10 protein-coding genes are annotated in these 16,916 nt (G+C 69.2%); 6 read left to right on the top strand and 4 right to left on the bottom strand.

From position 1 onward, the window contains the following. Nucleotides 1-14 precede the first annotated feature (14 nt). The gene (gene mtgA / locus EDC50_RS00635; protein WP_123769582.1) at nt 15-734 is read right to left on the bottom strand and encodes a monofunctional biosynthetic peptidoglycan transglycosylase; all 720 of its coding nucleotides are present in this window, start codon (nt 732-734) and stop codon (nt 15-17) included. A gap of 104 nt (nt 735-838) precedes the next feature. On the opposite strand from mtgA, the gene hslO reads away from it, so the two are divergent. From hslO to EDC50_RS00610, 5 genes are all read left to right on the top strand, one after another. Next, complete coding sequence (gene hslO / locus EDC50_RS00630; RefSeq protein ID WP_123768552.1) at nt 839-1,762, top strand: Hsp33 family molecular chaperone HslO; 924 nt, start codon at nt 839-841, stop codon at nt 1,760-1,762. Nucleotides 1,763-1,914: 152 nt separating this feature from the next. Beyond that, on the top strand, nt 1,915-2,727 hold the full coding sequence (locus EDC50_RS00625; RefSeq protein ID WP_199742080.1) for an XOO1806 family protein: 813 nt from the start codon (nt 1,915-1,917) through the stop codon (nt 2,725-2,727). 248 nt (nt 2,728-2,975) lie between these two features. Continuing rightward, complete coding sequence (locus tag EDC50_RS00620) at nt 2,976-6,074, top strand: TonB-dependent receptor domain-containing protein (RefSeq protein WP_123768550.1); 3,099 nt, start codon at nt 2,976-2,978, stop codon at nt 6,072-6,074. A 209-nt stretch (nt 6,075-6,283) separates the two neighbouring features. Further along, nucleotides 6,284-9,223 carry a TonB-dependent receptor plug domain-containing protein gene (locus EDC50_RS00615; protein ID WP_123768549.1) on the top strand — a complete coding sequence of 980 codons (2,940 nt, stop codon included), beginning with the start codon at nt 6,284-6,286 and terminating at the stop codon, nt 9,221-9,223. Between the two features lie 140 nt (nt 9,224-9,363). Continuing rightward, complete coding sequence (locus EDC50_RS00610; RefSeq protein WP_123768548.1) at nt 9,364-9,945, top strand: 2OG-Fe(II) oxygenase; 582 nt, start codon at nt 9,364-9,366, stop codon at nt 9,943-9,945. Here the strand turns inward: EDC50_RS00610 and EDC50_RS00605 are convergent. From EDC50_RS00605 to EDC50_RS00595, 3 genes are read right to left on the bottom strand one after another with little or no spacing between them, the layout of a single operon-like run. Continuing rightward, nucleotides 9,930-11,699 (bottom strand): tetratricopeptide repeat-containing sulfotransferase family protein, encoded by a 1,770-nt coding sequence (locus EDC50_RS00605; RefSeq protein WP_123768547.1) that lies wholly within the window; start codon nt 11,697-11,699, stop codon nt 9,930-9,932. The two genes, EDC50_RS00610 and EDC50_RS00605, sit on opposite strands and share 16 nt — an antisense overlap. A gap of 40 nt (nt 11,700-11,739) precedes the next feature. After that, a complete protein-coding gene (locus tag EDC50_RS00600; RefSeq protein ID WP_242002999.1) occupies nt 11,740-13,539 on the bottom strand; it encodes a phosphoenolpyruvate carboxykinase (GTP) in 1,800 nt (599 codons plus the stop codon). Nucleotides 13,540-13,584: 45 nt separating this feature from the next. Continuing rightward, the gene (locus EDC50_RS00595; RefSeq protein WP_123768546.1) at nt 13,585-14,226 is read right to left on the bottom strand and encodes a TetR/AcrR family transcriptional regulator; all 642 of its coding nucleotides are present in this window, start codon (nt 14,224-14,226) and stop codon (nt 13,585-13,587) included. A gap of 212 nt (nt 14,227-14,438) precedes the next feature. On the opposite strand from EDC50_RS00595, the gene EDC50_RS00590 reads away from it, so the two are divergent. After that, nucleotides 14,439-16,907 (top strand): acyl-CoA dehydrogenase, encoded by a 2,469-nt coding sequence (locus EDC50_RS00590; protein ID WP_123768545.1) that lies wholly within the window; start codon nt 14,439-14,441, stop codon nt 16,905-16,907. Nucleotides 16,908-16,916 lie beyond the last annotated feature (9 nt).

Here is a 16,916-nt window from a genome sequence, read left to right as displayed (position 1 = left end):
GTCGCCGCGCGCGGCTATTCGATCCGCTCCAGGTAGGCGCTGCCGCCGATGTAGCGCATCTGCCGCTGGATCGCCCGGGTGCGCCGCTGCACGTACGGGCCCGGCCGGGCGATGCTGTAGCGGCGCGGGCTCGGCAGCACCGCAGCCATGCGCGCCGCCTCGGCGGCGCTCAGGCGGGCGGCGTCCTTGCGGAAGTAGGTACGCGCCGCCGCCTGCGCCCCGTACACGCCGTCGCCGAACTCGGCGACGTTGGCGTACACCTCGATGATGCGCCGCTTCGGCCACAGCGCCTCGATCAGCAGCGTGTACCAGGCTTCGATGCCCTTGCGCACCCAGCTGCGCCCGCTCCACAGGAACAGGTTCTTCGCGGTCTGCTGGCTGATCGTGCTGCCGCCGCGCAGCTTGCGGCCGCGTTCGTTGGCCCTGCGCGCCTTCTCGATCGCCTCCAGGTCGAAGCCGAAATGCTCGGCGAAGTTCTGGTCCTCGGCGGCGACCAGTGCGACCGGCAACTGCGGCGAGATCCGGTCGAGGTCGCGCCAGTCGTAGGCGAGGCGGAAGCGCCAGTCGCCCTCGCCCCAGGCCTCCAGCTGGCGCGCCAGCATGAAGGCGCTGAACGGCGGATCGACAAAGCGCAGCACCGCCACCTGCAGCACGCTCGCCGCCAGCAACAGCGCAGGCGGAAGCAGCAGCCAGCGCCACCCGCGCCGGCGCCGCGCCGGCCCGGGGTACGTCATCGTCTCTTGCACCGCGGCCGCTCCGTCCCCATTGAGGCGCTATCCCCGCTTCACTCTGCCGCGCGCATTATCCGCGATGCGCCCGCCCGCCGTCCGAGCCGACCATGACCGACGCCACCGACACCGCCCCGCATGCCGACGACCGCCTGCTCCGCTTCCTCATCGAAGGCGCCGGCGTGCGCGGCGTGCTGGTGCGGTTGGGCGACACCTGGCGCCAGATCCGCGAGCGCGCCGAGTACCCGCCGGCGGCCGCCGAACTGCTGGGCGAGGCCGCGGCGGCGGCGGCGCTCTTCACCGGGCACGCCAAGGTCGATGGCCGGCTGTCGATCCAACTGCGCGGGCACGGCGCGCTGCGCACCCTGTTCGCCGAATGCACCGCCGCCGGCACCCTGCGCGGGATCGCCCGCCTGGCCGAGGACGGCGCCGGCGCGGTGTCGCGCGACCTGCGCGAACTCGGCCCGGACGCGGTGCTCGCGATCACCATCGAGAATCCCGGCGGCCCCGGCCGCGAACCCACCCGCTACCAGGGCCTGGTCGCCCTCGAGGCCGACTCGCTCGCGGGCGCGTTCGAGGACTATTTCCGCCAGTCCGAGCAACTGCCCACGCGGCTGCTGCTGGCCGCGGGCGCCGATCGCGCCGCCGGCCTGATGTTGCAGAAGCTGCCCGGCGACCAGGGCGACGAGGACGGCTGGCGCCGCGCCGGGAGCCTGTTCGACACGCTGCACACGTCCGAATTGCTGGAATGGCGCGCCGAGGACGTATTGCAGCGCCTGTTCCACGAGGACGGCGTCCGGGTGCTGGGCGAGCGGCCGCTGCGCTTCGCCTGCTCGTGCTCGCGCGAACGGGTCGAGGTGATGCTGGTCTCGCTGGGCCGGGAAGAGGCCGACGCGGCGGTGGCGGCGGCCGGCGGCGAAGCGGTCGTGCGTTGCGAGTTTTGCGGACGCAGTTACCGTTTCGACGCCCGGGAAGTCGCTAGCTTGTTCGCCAAGCCGGCCGCCGAACTGGCCGCGCCCGAGCGATTGCAGTAGCGCGCGCCGCGGGGGAGGGCTCTGGGCACCGATTGTTAAAGAAACATAAACACCGTATAGTGGTCTGGCCGCCAGACCCGGGAACTTCGCCGCCTTTACTCGGTCGTAACCACGCCATGCGCACACGCCTGTTCCGACTGCCGCTCGCTTTGCTGCTCGCCCTGGGCGCAGCCGCGGGCGCGCACGCGCAGGCCGGCGTGACCGAAACCACCTACCTGCCGGTCTGGAACCAGAGCAGCGGCAAGCTCGAGTACCTGTTGCAGCTGGAGCCGACCAGTCCGGTCGCCGGCGCGCGCTGGAAGGTCGGCGGCAATACCCTGAGTGCCGCCTTCGGCCTGGATTCGGGCGACACCCTGGGGCTGGTCTGCGATCGCAAGACCGGCCTGGCCGGGGCGATCGGCAACCTGGCCAACCACTGCCTGCTGGCCGCGCTCGACAACGACGCCAGCGACTCCAACCGCCAGGCCGGCTTCGGCGCCAGCCTCAGCCGCGCCGGCGGCAAGGTCGGCGTCACCTTGGCCAGCGGCCGCGACACCCTGCCGGCCTGGCTCAGCCCGAACAGCCGCACCAGCCGCGTCGACCAGAACACCCTGACCGTCTACGGGCAGAAGAACATCGGCCGCGAAGCCACGGTGTCGATCGGCGGCACCTGGGCGCGCGCGCGGCTGATTCCCGCGGGCGAGGTCCCGGACCTGGCGGACCGCTGGAACAGCAAGAGCATCACCGTCGGCGCCGGCTACGGCAACTTCGGCGCCAACATCGTCGGCCGCGTGGTCGATACGCCGGGCGAGCCCGGCCAGTGGGAGGGCCTGGGCGTCGGCCTGACCTGGCGCACGCCCTGGAGCGGTCAGCTCACCGTCGGCGCCGAGAACGTCGTCACCCGCGGCAAGAACCCGTTCTCGCCGAGCAGCGGCGACAAGGACGAAGGTACGGTGCCGTACGTGCGGTACGAGCAGGATCTCTGACCGGCGGGCCGGCCTTCGCCACCTTTCGCGGTACCGGCCCCGTTCACGCCCCCGCCCTCTTTCCCGATACGCCACCGCATTCCAGCAGCGGGACGCCGGCGGCGGTTTCGGCGCGTTTTTGTCGTTAACGACTCTTTCACTCTTCCAGAACACCGAGTAGGATCGGCCTCGCCTTTGCCGAATTTGGTCGTCTACTTGGCTTCCGCCGGCGGAGGAACCCTTGGGGATCCACAGTTTTGGAGAGAGAGATGAGCTTGAAGACCACCCAGCTCCGCGAGGCGATCGCGTTCGCCCTCGCCGTGAGCGCCACGGCTGCCGTCGGAACGGGCGCCGCCATCGCACAGGAAGCCGAGCAGGAGACGACCACCCTCGACCGCATCGAGGTGACCGGTACCCGGATTCGCCAGGTCGATCTGGAAACCGCGCAGCCGGTGTTGCAGATCACCCGCGAAGACATCGAGAAGCAGGGCTTCCAGTCGGTCGGCGACATCCTGCAGAACATCTCGGCCACCGGCACGCCGCCGATCAGCCGGGTCGCCCCGCTGTCGTCCGGCGAGAACGTCGGCGGCACCTACATCAGCATGCGCAACCTGGGCGCGGCGCGCACCCTGGTGCTGCTCAACGGCCGCCGCCTCGGCATCTCCACCTCCGGACTGGCCGACATCTCGACCATCCCCGCCGCCGCGGTCGAGCGCATCGAAGTGCTGAAGGACGGCGCGTCGTCGATCTACGGCTCCGACGCCATCGCCGGCGTGATCAACATCATCACCCGTTCCAACTACGAAGGCGCGTCGGCCGGCGTCTACTTCGGCCAGTACGGCGAAGGCGACGGCACCATCGCCAACGGCAGCTTCGTGATGGGCTTCACCGGCGACCGTGGTTCGGTGACCGTGGCCGCGGAATGGGCGGACGAAGACGAAGTCTGGGCCAAGGACCGTCCGTACAGCAAGTTCCCGCGCAGCGACCGGCACCCCGACGACAACTGGACCGCGGTGCACGAGGGCGGCGGCTTCCAGCCACGGTACGCGCAGCGCGCGCTGTTCCCGCAGGCGGCGTTCGGCACGCCGACCGCGACCAACCCGAACCCGGCCGGCAGCCGCCTGGTGCTGCGCGACGGCGGTGATCCGCGCAATCCGGCCGACTACATTCGCCAGGACCTCAACACCGGCGCCTGCGCGCCGAACACCGTCGCCAACCCCGGCCCGGGCACCTGCACCGCGGGTTCGCCGCTGCACAAGGCGAACTCGAACGTGCAGATGTCGCTGCGCGCGCCGATCGAGCGCCAGTCGCTGTTCGTCGACGGCATCTACGACATCACCGATGCCGTGCGCTTCCGCACCAACCTGCTGTACAGCCATCGCTCCTCCACGCGCCAGATCGCGGGTTACCCGATGCAGGCGGCCTCGTTCAACACGCCGATGGCCGCGGACAGCTACTTCAACCCGACCGGCGCCCCCATCGACACGTGGTGGCGCCGCACCTGGGAGCAGCCGCGCATCACCGAGGGCGAGCTCACCACCTACCGCTTCCTCGGCGCGTTCGAGGGCAGCTTCGAATGGGCGGACCGCTACTTCGACTGGGACGTCTCCTACCTGCACAACAAGAACCGTTCGACCCAGTCGACGATCGGCAACCTGAACCTCGCCAACGTCCGCGCGGCGGTCGGCCCCTCGTTCCTCAACGCGCAGGGGCAGGTGCAGTGCGGCACCGCCGCCAGCCCGATCCCGCTCTCGCAGTGCGTGCCGTGGAACCCGCTGCTCGGCTACGGCGTCGCCGGCCCCGGCAGCCTGACCGGCAACCAGGCCCTGCATGACTTCCTGTTCCAGGAAGAACACAACCGCGGCGAGACCTCCACCACGGTGTTCTCCGCCAACCTGAGCGGCTCGCTGTTCAGCCTGCCCGCCGGCGACCTCGGCTTCGCGGTCGGCTACGAGAACCGCAAGGAAGAAGGCGAGTTCGTGCCGGACGCCCTGGCCGTCACCGGCGGTTCGACCAACCTGGCGGCCGGCCCCACCCGCGGCAGCTACAAGGTGAACGAGGTCTATGCGGAGCTGCAGATCCCGATCCTGGCCGACATGGCGTTCGCACGGGAGCTGACCCTCGACATTGCCAGCCGCTTCTCGGACTACGACACCTTCGGCGAGACCACCAACAACAAGTTCTCGCTGAAGTGGAAGCCGTTCGATTCGCTGCTGATCCGCGCCACCCATGCCGACGGCTTCCGCGCGCCGACCATTAACGACCTGTACGGCGGCGCCTCGCAGACCTTCGCGTTCTACACGGATCCTTGCGACACCGTGCGCGGTCAGTCCACGCCAGGCTCGACCGTTCGCCAGAACTGCGTGAACGGCGTTGGCGGCAACGGCGGGCTGGGCGCGCTGGGCGACACCTATCGCCAGCTCGGCCAGGGCTTCACTCCGGTGGGCACAACGCCGGCGCAGACGCCGGTCGCGTTCCTCAGCGGCTCCAACCCGAACCTGACGCCGGAACTGTCCAAGTCCGATACGATCGGCGCCGTCTGGAGCCCGGGCTTCCTCGAAGGCTTCAGCATCGCCGTCGACTGGTGGAAGATCCGCATCGGCGACACGATCGTGGCCGACACGCCGAGCAACATGCTCAACGACTGCTACGTGCTGGGCATCGCTTCGCGTTGCGTGCCCTCCGTCAACGGCGCACCGGGCTTCTCCCGCGACTTCACCAACGGCGGCATTCCGCTCATCAATTTCGCGAACATCAACGCCGGCTTCCGCAAGGTCGAAGGCTTCGACGTCGACATCAACTACCGCTGGACCACGGCGAACTGGGGCGAGTTCAGCCTCAGTTCGAACAGCACGTACACGGCGAAGGACTACTTCGTCTCCACCAACACGCCGCAGTACGCGGTTTCGTCGGTGGGCGTCGCCGGCGCCAACCAAGCGCACCGGATCCGTTCCAATCTCAACCTCACCTGGGAGATGGGCGCGTTCGGGATCAGTTGGATGGCCCGCTACTACTCGGGCATGAAGGAGGCCTGCACCTACTTCACCCCGACCGGCGCCGGCGCGCCGAACGTGACGGAGCCGCACCTGGAGTGCAACGAGATCCGTTGGGCTCCGAGCGGCGCGCTGACGGCGAACGGCGAACCGGCCAGCTATCTGCAGCGTCGTCGCAAGGTGGGTTCGCACACCTTCAACGACATCCAGGTCCGCTGGGAAGCGCCGTGGAACGCGACCGTCGCCATCGGCGCCAACAACGTGTTCGACAAGCAGCCGGCCATCATGTACTCGGCGCCGAACTCGAACTTCAGCTTCAACGGCGAGTACGACATCGGCCGCTTCCTGTACATGAAGTACACGCAGCGCTTCTGATTCGTGAAAAACCGCAACAAAGACACGGCCCCGCAAGGGGCCGTGTCCGTTTTCGCCGGGCGTTCATCTCACCGCCACGAGAGATCGTTAACGACACTTTAATTGTCGGGCGGACAGGACTACCATCGGACCGGACTTTGCCGATTTAGGCCTACTTCTTTGCGCCAGCCGGCGAAGCGCCTCCCGTAACTACGGACTTGGAGAGAGAGATGACCCTGAAAACCACCCAGCTCCGCGACGCGATCAAACTCGCCATCGCCGTGGGCGCCGGCGTCCTGGCCAGCACCGCCTTGGCGCAAGAAGCTCAACAGGAAGAAGCGACCACCCTGGACCGCGTCGAGGTTACCGGCACGCGCATCAAGCGCGTGGATGCGGAGACCGCCAGCCCGGTATTCGTCATCGACCGCCAGGCCATCGAGGCTTCCGGCGTCGTGACCATCGGCGAGTTCCTGCAGACCACGCCGGCGGTCGCCGGCGCGGCGACCAACCCCCAGGTGAACAACGGCGGCGGCGGCGGTGCGGCAACGATGGATCTGCGCGGCCTGGGGCCCAACCGCACCCTGGTGCTGGTCGATGGCCGCCGCTGGATCGGCTCCGTCGCCAACGCCGGCAGCGCCGTGGACGTCAACTCGATCCCGATGGCGCTGGTCGAACGCGTCGAGGTGCTGAAGGACGGCGCATCGGCCATCTACGGCTCCGACGCGATCGGCGGCGTGGTCAACTTCATCCTGCGCCGGGAGTTCGAGGGGCTCGAGGTCAGCGCGATGACCGGCGTGTCCTCGCGCGGCGACGCCGACACGGTCCGCTATGAAGCGATGTGGGGCGCCTCGAGCGAGAAGGGCCGGATCATGTTCGGGGCGAGCTACGACGACATCGGCGAAGTGGCAGCCGCGGATCGTCCGTTCTCCAGCCAGCCGTTCCAGCTCTACAACGGCGAACAGACCATCGGTGGCACCAGCCGCATCCTGACCGGCTATTACCTCCTGCCGCGCGCCGCGGCCGCGGCGGCCGGCGCCGACCTCAGCGACCCGGCTTGCGGCAACCAGGCCGACGTGGTGCTCACCCGCCGCGAGGGCACGTCCGGCGCGAGCGGCAGCGACTTCCGCTGCTACAACCCGCTCGTCGACGTCTACAACTTCCAGGCGGACGGCAATCTCAACCTCACCCCGCAGGAACACCTGTCGCTGTTCGTCAACGGCAGCTACGACCTGGGCGACTTCGCCGAGGCGTTCCTCGTCGGCGCATGGAACAAGACCCAATCCAAGTTCCAGATCGCGCCGCTGCCGTTCGACGGCCGTCCCGGCGTGGACAACGTGCCGATCTCCGCCGACAGCATGTACAACCCGTTCGGCGTGGACATCACCGACGCGCGCCTGCGCCTGCGCGGGTTCATCCCGACCCGCCAGACCAGCTTCGAGACCGACACCTACCAGTTCACGATGGGTCTGCGGGGCGACATCGGCGACAGCTCCTGGAGTTGGGACGCCTACTACACCTATGGCAGGACCCCGCAGACGCAGACCGTCAGCGGCTACCTCTACGCGCCGGCGCTGACCGCCGCGCTCGGCCCCTCGATGATCGATCCCGCCACCGGGAGTCCGATCTGCGTCTCGACGCCGGGCGATCCCACCACCGCCATTCCGGGCTGTTTGCCGGTCAACTTCTTCGGCCCGGCACCGGACCCGAGCACGCCGGAAGGCCAGGCCCAACTCGAAGCGCTCAGGCTGATCAACCCGACCATCATCAACAAGAACGAGAACGAGCTGCAGGTCTACAGCGTCAACGCCACGGGCGATCTTTTCGACATGCCCGCCGGCCCGCTCGGCTTGGCGGTCGGCCTCGAACATCGCCGGGAAAGCGCGACCTCGACGAGCGACTTCCTGACCATCATTCCGCCGGGCGAGACCACTTGCCTGATCGCGCAGGAAGCCTGCACCTTCGGCGACATCAACGGCCGCTTCGACGTCACCGAGGCGTACCTCGAGGCCTTGATCCCGCTGCTGGCGGACGTGCCGTTCGCGCAGCGGCTGAGCCTGTCGCTGGGCGTGCGCTATTCGGACTACTCCAACTTCGGCGAGAACACCAGCTACAAGGGCGGCCTGGAGTGGAAGCCGATCGACGACCTGCTGGTCCGCGCCACCTACGCCAACCCGTTCCGGGCGCCGACGGTGGCGGAGCTGTTCTCGCCGACGGTGCCGAGCGCGCAGACCTACATCGACCCGTGCAACGACTTCACCGGCGCGCCCCCCGGGAGCCCGCAGGCCGGAGCCTGCGTGAACGTGCCGACCGACGGCTCGTTCGAGCAGAGCAACAACCAGACCACGTCGTTCCAGCTGTCCAACCCCGATCTGGGCCCCGAAAAGGCGAAGGTCCAGACCCTCGGCTTCGTCTATTCGCCGGCATGGCTCGAGGGATTCAGCACGACGGTGGACCTGTGGAAGGTCAAGATCGAGGACTTCATCACCATCGTGCCCGAGCAGACCGTCATCAACCAATGCTTTGATTTCGGCCGGTTCTGCGATCAGATCAACCGCGACTCCCGCGGCGACATCGTCTCGATGGTCAATCCGATCGGCAACTTCGGCGTGATCGAAGCCAAGGGCGTGGACGTCGGCTTCCGCTACAACTTCCCCGAGACCAGCTGGGGCCGCTTCACCTGGAGCCTCGACACCAGCTACCTGGCCGAGTTCGAAGGCGAATTCCTCGAAGGCGATCCGACCACCCGCATCGGCGTGTTCCCCGGCAGCTACGGCCTCGCCGGCACCTTCCAGGACAACGCCACCAACGGCTTCGGCAACTTCGCCCGCTGGCGCGCGCTCAACGACCTGCGCTGGAGCAAGGGCGATTTCAGCGCCAGCGTCACCACTCGGTACGTCCACCACGTCGACGAGAACCCGGCCGACACCGGCGATCCGGACGACCCGAACTACGTGACCCGGCGCACCGTGCCCGCCTGGGCCAAGACCGACGTCCAGGTGGCCTACCGCTTCGGCGACGAGACCTGGCAGAGCCGGGTCGAGCTCGGCGTGCGCAACGTGTTCGACCGCCTGGCGCCGCTGGTCTACTCGGGCTTCAACGGCTCTACCGACATGCGCACCTACGACGCGGTCGGCCGTTTCTTCTGGATGCGCTACACCGCTCGCTTCTAACAACAACGATCGAAACGCACCTGCGCCACGCGGCCTTGCCGCGTGGCTTTTTTTGGCGCCCGCCCAGCCCTTCCGGCGACGGGCCTGGCCGCCACATCGGCGGCCAGGCACGACCGCTGCCACGGGTGCACAATCCGCCCATGGACCTGAAGCACTACATCCGCGTGTATGACGACAGCCTGGAGTCGCAGCATTGCGCGCGGCTGATCGCGTTCTTCGAGTCGCAGCGGGCCGCCCACTTCCGCAACGGCCGCGACCGGCGCGGCGGCCTGGAGGACAGCGCCTGGACCGAACTCAACCTGAGCCGCATGCTCGATCCCCCGTCGATGCTGTTCTTCCGCCGGCTCATCGACAGCGCCCTGGAGCGCTACAACCGGTCGGTCCAGCTGCCGATCGCGGTTCCGAACAGCCCGCTGCTCAGCCCGCTGATCCTCAAGCGCTATTCGGCGCGGGACGGCGACAGCTTCCAGCTCCATTTCGACTCGATCTACGACGTCAGCGACCGCTATCTGGTCTTCCTCTGGTACCTCAACGACGTCGACGTCGAGGGCGGCACCCGTTTTCCGCACTTGGACCTGACCGTCGCGCCCAAGGCGGGCCGGCTGCTGATGTTCCCGCCCTATTGGATGTACCAGCACCAAGGCCTGCCCTCGCCCCGCCAGGACAAGTACATCCTGTCGACCTACCTGCGTTTCCCGCGGCTGGCTCAATCCACCGTATAGCCGTATTCGCGCGCGAACGGCGCCAGGGTCTCCAACGTCCGTTCCGAAAAATAGGCGCGGTAGCGGCGCCAGCGTTCGCTGGCGTGGCGATGGACCGGCTCGACCACCTGGTGATAGCTCGGCGTGCGGATCCGCTCGCCGCGTTCGGCCTTCGCGGTGCGATAGCGGCCCATGCCCTCGGCCCAGGCCAGGCCGAGGAACGCCAGCACCCGCGCGATCTCGCCGTCGAAGTCCGCGACGAGGTCTTCGTAGCGCAGCACGTGCGCCGGCAGTTCGACGCGATGCCGCTGCTCGTTCCAGTAAGCCATCACCGCCGCGTAGGTATCCGCGGCGCGCTCGAGGCTCGAGAACGAGGCCGCGCCGCCGTTGACGCCGAAGCTCTGCATGTAGCAGCTGAGCACGCAGTCGCAGGGATGGCGCAGCAGAACCACGAGCTTCGCCTCGGGAAACAGCCGCGCGATGTACGGCAGGCGCGTCAGATAGAGCGGGTACTTGTCGACCAGCCGCACGGCGGGGTCCAAGGGCATCCGCTGCGCGACCTCGGCCCAGTACCGCTTCCGCGCGGACACGACATCGGCCGTCGCCGCCGCGGCGAGCCGCGCGACCGGCCGCAGCGCCTCTATCGCGGTTTCCAGCGCCGGCCACTCGTCCAGGGCCGCCAAACCAGGGTGGCTGTCGAGCACGTTTTCCAGCAGCGTGGTCCCGGAACGGGGGAACCCCACCAGGAACACGGGATCCGCCGGCGAGGCGTCGGCGAAGGGGCGCCGCCATTCTCGCGGCGCGGGTTGCTGCAATCGCTCGCCCAGCCAACCCAGATCGGCCTGCGCGATCGATCTCGACTTCAACGCCTCGTCCAACGCCGCGTGGGCCGTCCGCAGCGCTCGCATGACCCGATCCTCCCGGCGCTGCGCTTCGTACGCCTTGGCCAGTTCGAAGTTCAAGACAGCGGTCAATGCCGGGTTTGGGCCGAGCGCCAGCCCCTGCTCCAGCCAGGCCGAGGCCTCTTCGTAGCGCTGCCGCCGGCGCGCCACGCGCGCGCAGGCCAGGCTGCGGGTGGCGCTGGCCCGGCCGTGAAGGACGCTGGGGTGCGCGAGCTGCGTTTCCGCGTCCTCCAGCCGGTTGATGCGCTCGAGCAGCAGGGCGAAATCGACGCGCAGATCGCCGCGGTCGGGACATGCCTCGAGAAGGGCCTGGTACAGCTCGCAGGCCGCCCGGTCCTGTCCGGTCTGCGCGTACACCCAGGCCAAGGCTTCGCGCTGGCGGGCCGTCAAGGCCGCCGGCCGCAATCCCGCCACGATCCTGGCCGCCTGGTCGAACCGCTCCAGCTCGCACAGGCATTGCGCATAGGGCAACGCGGTGTCCGCGGCAGGGCCCAGGCGAAACGCCGCGGCCAGATGGACGCGCGCCTGCTCCGGCGCGCCGCAGGCCAGCAGCGCCAGGCCGTAACCGAGGCGGAACTCCACCCCGTCCAGGCCCGATCGTTCGGCGGCGGCGAAACTCGCACGCGCGTTCTCCGGCTCCCCCAGGTGCAGATACGCGTTGCCCAGGTTGATCCGGTGCTCGGGGACCGCCGGCTCCCGCTCGGCGAGCGCGCGGAACAGCGCCGCCGCGTCGGCATGCCGCCCCTGGGCGCCCAGGCTCAGCCCGAGCACCGTCGCCCAGACCGGATCGTGCCCGCCGCGCAGGACCGCGGCGGCCATATGCTCGACCTCGGCGGCCTTGCCGCCGGCCAGCAGCGAAAGGGCGCGCTCCACGGAATACGCGCCGGCGCTCAATTCGCCCTCGCGACGGCGATCAGCCGCCCAGCGCCTGCGCGATACGCCGCTGCTCGTCCTTGAGCGCCTGCGGCATGCGCGGGCCGTATTCGTCCAGGTAGGCGCCGATGCTCTCGAACTCGGCCTGCCAGCCGGCGCGGTCGAACGCGAACAGCCGGGCCCGCGCCTCCTCGCTCAGCTCGACCCCGTCGAGGTTCAGGTCGCTCGCCCGCGGCAGGTGGCCGATCGGCGTTTCCACCGCGCCGGCCCTGCCCTCGACGCGACCGATCATCCACTCCAGAACGCGCAGGTTCTCGCCGAATCCGGGCCACAGGAAGCCGCCGTCGTCGCCCTTGCGGAACCAGTTGACGTGGAAGATCTTCGGCAGCCTCGCGCCGGGCTTGTCGAACGACAGCCAATGCGCGAAGTAGTCGGCGAAGTTGTAGCCGCAGAACGGCTTCATCGCCATCGGGTCGCGGCGCAGCACGCCGACCGCGCCGGTGGCGGCGGCGGTGGTCTCCGAGCCCATCGCGGCGCCGACCAGCACGCCGTGGGTCCAGTCGCGGGCCTCGAACACCAGCGGCACCAGCGACGGCCGGCGGCCGCCGAAGACGATCGCCGAGATCGGCACGCCCTGCGGGTCCTCGGCCTTCGGCGACCAGCTCGGGCACTGCTGGGCGCTGACGGTGAAGCGGGAGTTCGGATGCGCCGCCGGTCCCTTGCCCGGGTCGAACGGCCGGCCGCGCCAGTCGAATGCCGGCGTGCGTCCGTCGTCCAGGCCTTCCCACCAGGGCCGGCCGTCCTCGGTCAGGGCGACGTTGGTGAAGAGGGTGTCGCGCTGGATCGTCGCCAGCGCATTCGGGTTCGACTTCGCCGAAGTCCCCGGCGCGACGCCGAAGAAGCCGGCTTCCGGATTGATCGCGTACAGCCGGCCGTCCGCGCCCGGACGCATCCAGCAGATGTCGTCGCCGACCGTCCACACCTTCCAACCCTGCGCGCGGTAGCCCTCGGGCGGGATCAGCATCGCCAGGTTGGTCTTGCCGCACGCGGACGGGAACGCGGCGGCGATGTAGTGGGTCTCGCCCTGCGGGTTCTCCACGCCGAGGATCAGCATGTGCTCGGCCAGCCAGCCCTCCTGGCGCGCCTGCCAGGAAGCGATGCGCAGCGCGTGGCACTTCTTGCCGAGCAGCGCGTTGCCGCCGTAGCCGGAGCCGTACGACTTGATCGTCGCCTCTTCCGGGAAATGCATGATGAAGCGGCGCTCGGGATCGAGCTCGCCGATCGAGTGCAGGCCTTTCACGAAGCGGCCCTCGCGCTCGATCCGCGCCAGCGCCGGCGCGCCCATGCGGGTCATGATGCGCATGTTCGCGACCACGTACGGCGAGTCGGTGATCTCCACGCCGCAGCGCGACAGCGGCGAGTCGATCGGCCCCATGCAGTACGGAATCACGTACATCGTGCGGCCGCGCATGCAGCCGTCGAACAGCGCGTCGATCTTCGCGTGCGCCTCGGCCGGCGCCATCCAGTGGTTGTTCGGGCCGGCGTCGTCGCGCTCGCGGGTGCAGACGAAGGTCAGGTGCTCGACGCGGGCGACGTCGTCCGGGTGCGAGCGGTGCAGCCAGCTGTTCGGGTGGGCCTTCTCGTCCAGCTTGATCAGCGTGCCGTCCGCCTGCATCCGCGCGACCAGCGCCGCGTTCTCGGCGTCGCTGCCGTCGCACCAGTGGATCGCATCCGGGCGGGCCAGCGCGGCGACCTCGGCGACCCAGGCGTTCAGCGCGGCCAGCCGGCTGCCTGCGGCGCCGGCGACGGGTTTCGATGCGTCCTTGGTGATCGCGTTCACGGGCAATACGTCCTTCCAGCAGCGCTGGGTCGAAAACGGGGGAATTCAGGATGACGGAATGAGCGTGGCCATCATGTGCTCGACATAGGCCTCGAACTCGTCGTGCTGCATGCGCGCCTGGTGCAGCTGCAGGTTCAATTGCAGGAAGCCGACATAGGCGGCGTAGAGCAGGCGCGCGCGGTGCTGGGCGTCGGTGCGGCTGAGGCCGGCCTGGCGGAACGACGCGGTCAGATAGTCGAGCCGCCGCTGCGAGACGCGGCCGATCACCGGCTGCACCGCCGGATGGTCGAGCGCCTTGAGCAGCTCGGAATAGATCACGTGCGACTTGTATTCGTGCGCGACCAGGGTGAACAGCGCGCGCAGGCGCTCGCGCGGGTCGGGGATCGGCTCGAGCTGGCCGAACACGTTTTCCTGCTCATTCTTCTCCCAGCGCTCCAGCGCCGCGACCAGCAGCGCGTCGCGCGAAGGGAAATGCCAGTAGAAGCTGCCCTTGGTCACACCCAGGCGCCGCGCCAGCGGTTCCACCGCGACCGCGGCCACGCCCTGCTCGGCGATCAGGTCGAGCGCGGCCTGGGCCCAGTCGTCGGCGCTGAGGCGGCCGGTCCGTTCCGGCGGGCGCTCGCCGCTTTCCTGGCTGCTGCGTTCCGAGGGGCTGCGGGCCGTTTTGGTGTGTGCGGGCGCGGTCATGGCGTCGAGTTTATCCATACGCCCCCGGCAGGGACAGTATGTAGGGCCGCCGCGGTTGACAGCGGCCGCGGAAGCTTACCATACTCGTGCGTATGGCAAGCGTCCGATGCGCTCGCTCGAGGCGTCCGCCGCGGCGCCGATGCGCACCGTAACGCTTCCCGCCTCAACCCGCCGTCAATCGACATCGCCGCATCGTCGCCCGGAGCGCCGCCATGAGTATCGCGATTCCCTTCCTTGCCTTCCTGCTGGTCGGCGCGATCGCCGCGTACCACCGGCTGCGCCTGCCGGTGTGGGCGGCGCTGACCGCGACCGTGCTAGTCGCCTGCTGGCTGCTCGGCGCGAGCGGCGCGGCCACGCTGGTCGCCGGCGCGATCACCGCGCTGATCGCGGTGCCGTTGCTGCTGCCGCAGATCCGCCTGCCGTTCATCACCCGGCCGCTGCTGGGCTTCTACACCAAGATCCTGCCGCCGCTGTCGGAAACCGAGCGCACCGCGCTGGAGGCCGGCACCGTCGGCTTCGAGGGCGAGCTGTTCTCCGGCAAGCCCGACTGGCGGGTGCTGCTCGACCAGCCCAAGCCGCAGCTGAGCGCGGAGGAGCAGGCCTTCCTCGACGGTCCCTGCGAGGAGCTGTGCCGGATGGTCAACGACTGGGACATCACCCACGTCCGCGCCGACCTGCCGCCGGAGGTCTGGGAGTTCATCAAGAAGAACAAGTTCTTCGGCATGATCGTGCCGAAGGAGTACGGCGGGCTCGGCTTCTCGGCGCTCGCCAACCACAAGGTGATCCAGAAGCTGGCCTCGGTGTCGAGCGTGGTCAGCTCCACCGTCGGCGTGCCGAACTCGCTCGGCCCGGCGGAGCTGCTGATGCACTACGGCACCCAGGAGCAGAAGGACCACTACCTGCCGCGCCTGGCCGACGGCCGCGAGATCCCCTGCTTCGGGCTGACCGGTCCCTGGGCCGGCTCCGACGCCACCTCGATCCCGGACTACGGCATCGTCTGCATGGGCGAGTGGAACGGCGCGCGCGTGGTCGGCGTGCGCCTGACCTTCGAGAAGCGCTACATCACCCTGGCGCCGGTGGCGACGCTGATCGGCCTGGCCTTCCGCATGTACGACCCGGACGGCCTGATCGGCGACAAGCGCGACATCGGCATCACCCTGGCGCTGGTGCCGCGCGACACCCCGGGCGTGGAGATCGGCCGCCGCCACTTCCCGCTGAACTCGCCGTTCCAGAACGGCCCGATCCGCGGCAAGGACGTGTTCATCCCGCTGAGCCAGCTGATCGGCGGCGAGGCCTACGCCGGCAAGGGCTGGCAGATGCTGGTCGAATGCCTGTCGATCGGCCGTTCGATCACCCTGCCCTCCACCGCCAGCGGCGGCGCCAAGCTCGGCGCCGTCGTCACCGGCGCCTACGCCCGCATCCGCAAGCAGTTCGGCCTGTCGGTCGGCCGCTTCGAGGGCGTGGAGGAGGCGCTGGCGCGGATCGGCGGCAAGGCCTACGCGATCTCGGCGCTGGCCCAGGCCACCGCCGCCGCGGTGGCGCGCGGCGAGAACCCGGCCGTGCCCTCGACCATCGCCAAGTACCACTGCACCGAGATGGCGCGCGAGGTCGCCACCGACGTGATGGACATCCACGGCGGCAAGGGCATCATCCTCGGCCCGAGGAACTACGCCGGGCGCAACTGGCAGGCGCTGCCGATCATGATCACGGTGGAAGGCGCGAACATCATGACGCGCTCGCTGATGATCTTCGGCCAGGGCGCGATCCTGTGCCACCCGTGGGTGCTCAAGGAGATGCGCGCGGCGACGCTGCCGGACCCGGACCAGCGCCTGCGCGAGTTCGACCGCAACCTGTTCGGCCACATCGGCTTCGCCCTGTCCAACGCGGTGCGCGCGCTGTGGTTCGGCCTGACCGCCGCCCGCTTCGGCGCCGCCCCGGGCGACGACTACACCCGCCGCTTCTACCGCAAGCTCAACCGCTATTCCGCGGCGCTGGCGCTGATGGCCGACACCTCGATGTTGCTGCTGGGCGGCAAGCTCAAGTTCAAGGAATCGCTGTCCGGCCGCCTGGGCGACGTGCTCAGCCACCTGTACATGACCAGCGCGATGCTCAAGCGCTACGAGGACGAGGGCCGGCCGGAAGCCGACCGCCCGCTGCTGGCCTGGGCGTTCCACAACAGCATCCACCGCACCGAGATCGCCCTGTCCGCGGCGCTGCGCAACTTCCCGGTGCGCCCGGCCGGCTGGCTGCTGTGGGCGCTGATCTTCCCGCTCGGCCGCCGCGCGCAGGCGCCGAGCGACCGCTTGGGCCACAAGATCGCCAGCTTGCTGATGTCCCCGAACGAAGCGCGCGACCGCCTGGCCGCGGGCGTGTTCACCACGCCGACCGCGAACAACCCGGCCGGGCGCATCAACAGCTACCTGCCGAAGGTGGTGCTGGCCGAGCCGGTCGAACGCAAGTTCCTCAAGGCGCTCAAGACCCGCGACATCGAGGCGCTGAGCTTCGGCGAGCAGCTCGACGAGGGCGTGCGCGAAGGCTGGATCACCGCCGAGGAGCGCAGGCAGCTGGAGGAACTGCGCGAGATGACGATCGACGCGATCGGCGTCGACGACTTCGATCCGGAGGAACTGCGCTCGGCGGGCTACCGCCGCGAGCAGATCGACAACCGCGCCGCGGCCTGAGGGGGCCAG

It is taken from the genome of Vulcaniibacterium tengchongense, assembly GCF_003814555.1.
Lineage (GTDB): Bacteria > Pseudomonadota > Gammaproteobacteria > Xanthomonadales > Xanthomonadaceae > Vulcaniibacterium > Vulcaniibacterium tengchongense.
Note: the sequence above shows the minus strand (reverse complement) of the source record. Positions and strands in the feature narration are given on the sequence as shown.

Excerpts from the sequence above, each read along its gene's own strand:
- mtgA (WP_123769582.1), bottom strand. The coding sequence starts at position 734 with ATGACGTACCCCGGGCCGGCGCGGCGCCGGCGCGGGTGGCGCTGGCTG.
- hslO (WP_123768552.1), top strand. The coding sequence starts at position 839 with ATGACCGACGCCACCGACACCGCCCCGCATGCCGACGACCGCCTGCTC.
- EDC50_RS00620 (WP_123768550.1), top strand. The coding sequence starts at position 2,976 with ATGAGCTTGAAGACCACCCAGCTCCGCGAGGCGATCGCGTTCGCCCTC.
- EDC50_RS00615 (WP_123768549.1), top strand. The coding sequence starts at position 6,284 with ATGACCCTGAAAACCACCCAGCTCCGCGACGCGATCAAACTCGCCATC.
- EDC50_RS00610 (WP_123768548.1), top strand. The coding sequence starts at position 9,364 with ATGGACCTGAAGCACTACATCCGCGTGTATGACGACAGCCTGGAGTCG.
- EDC50_RS00595 (WP_123768546.1), bottom strand. The coding sequence starts at position 14,226 with ATGACCGCGCCCGCACACACCAAAACGGCCCGCAGCCCCTCGGAACGC.
- EDC50_RS00590 (WP_123768545.1), top strand. The coding sequence starts at position 14,439 with ATGAGTATCGCGATTCCCTTCCTTGCCTTCCTGCTGGTCGGCGCGATC.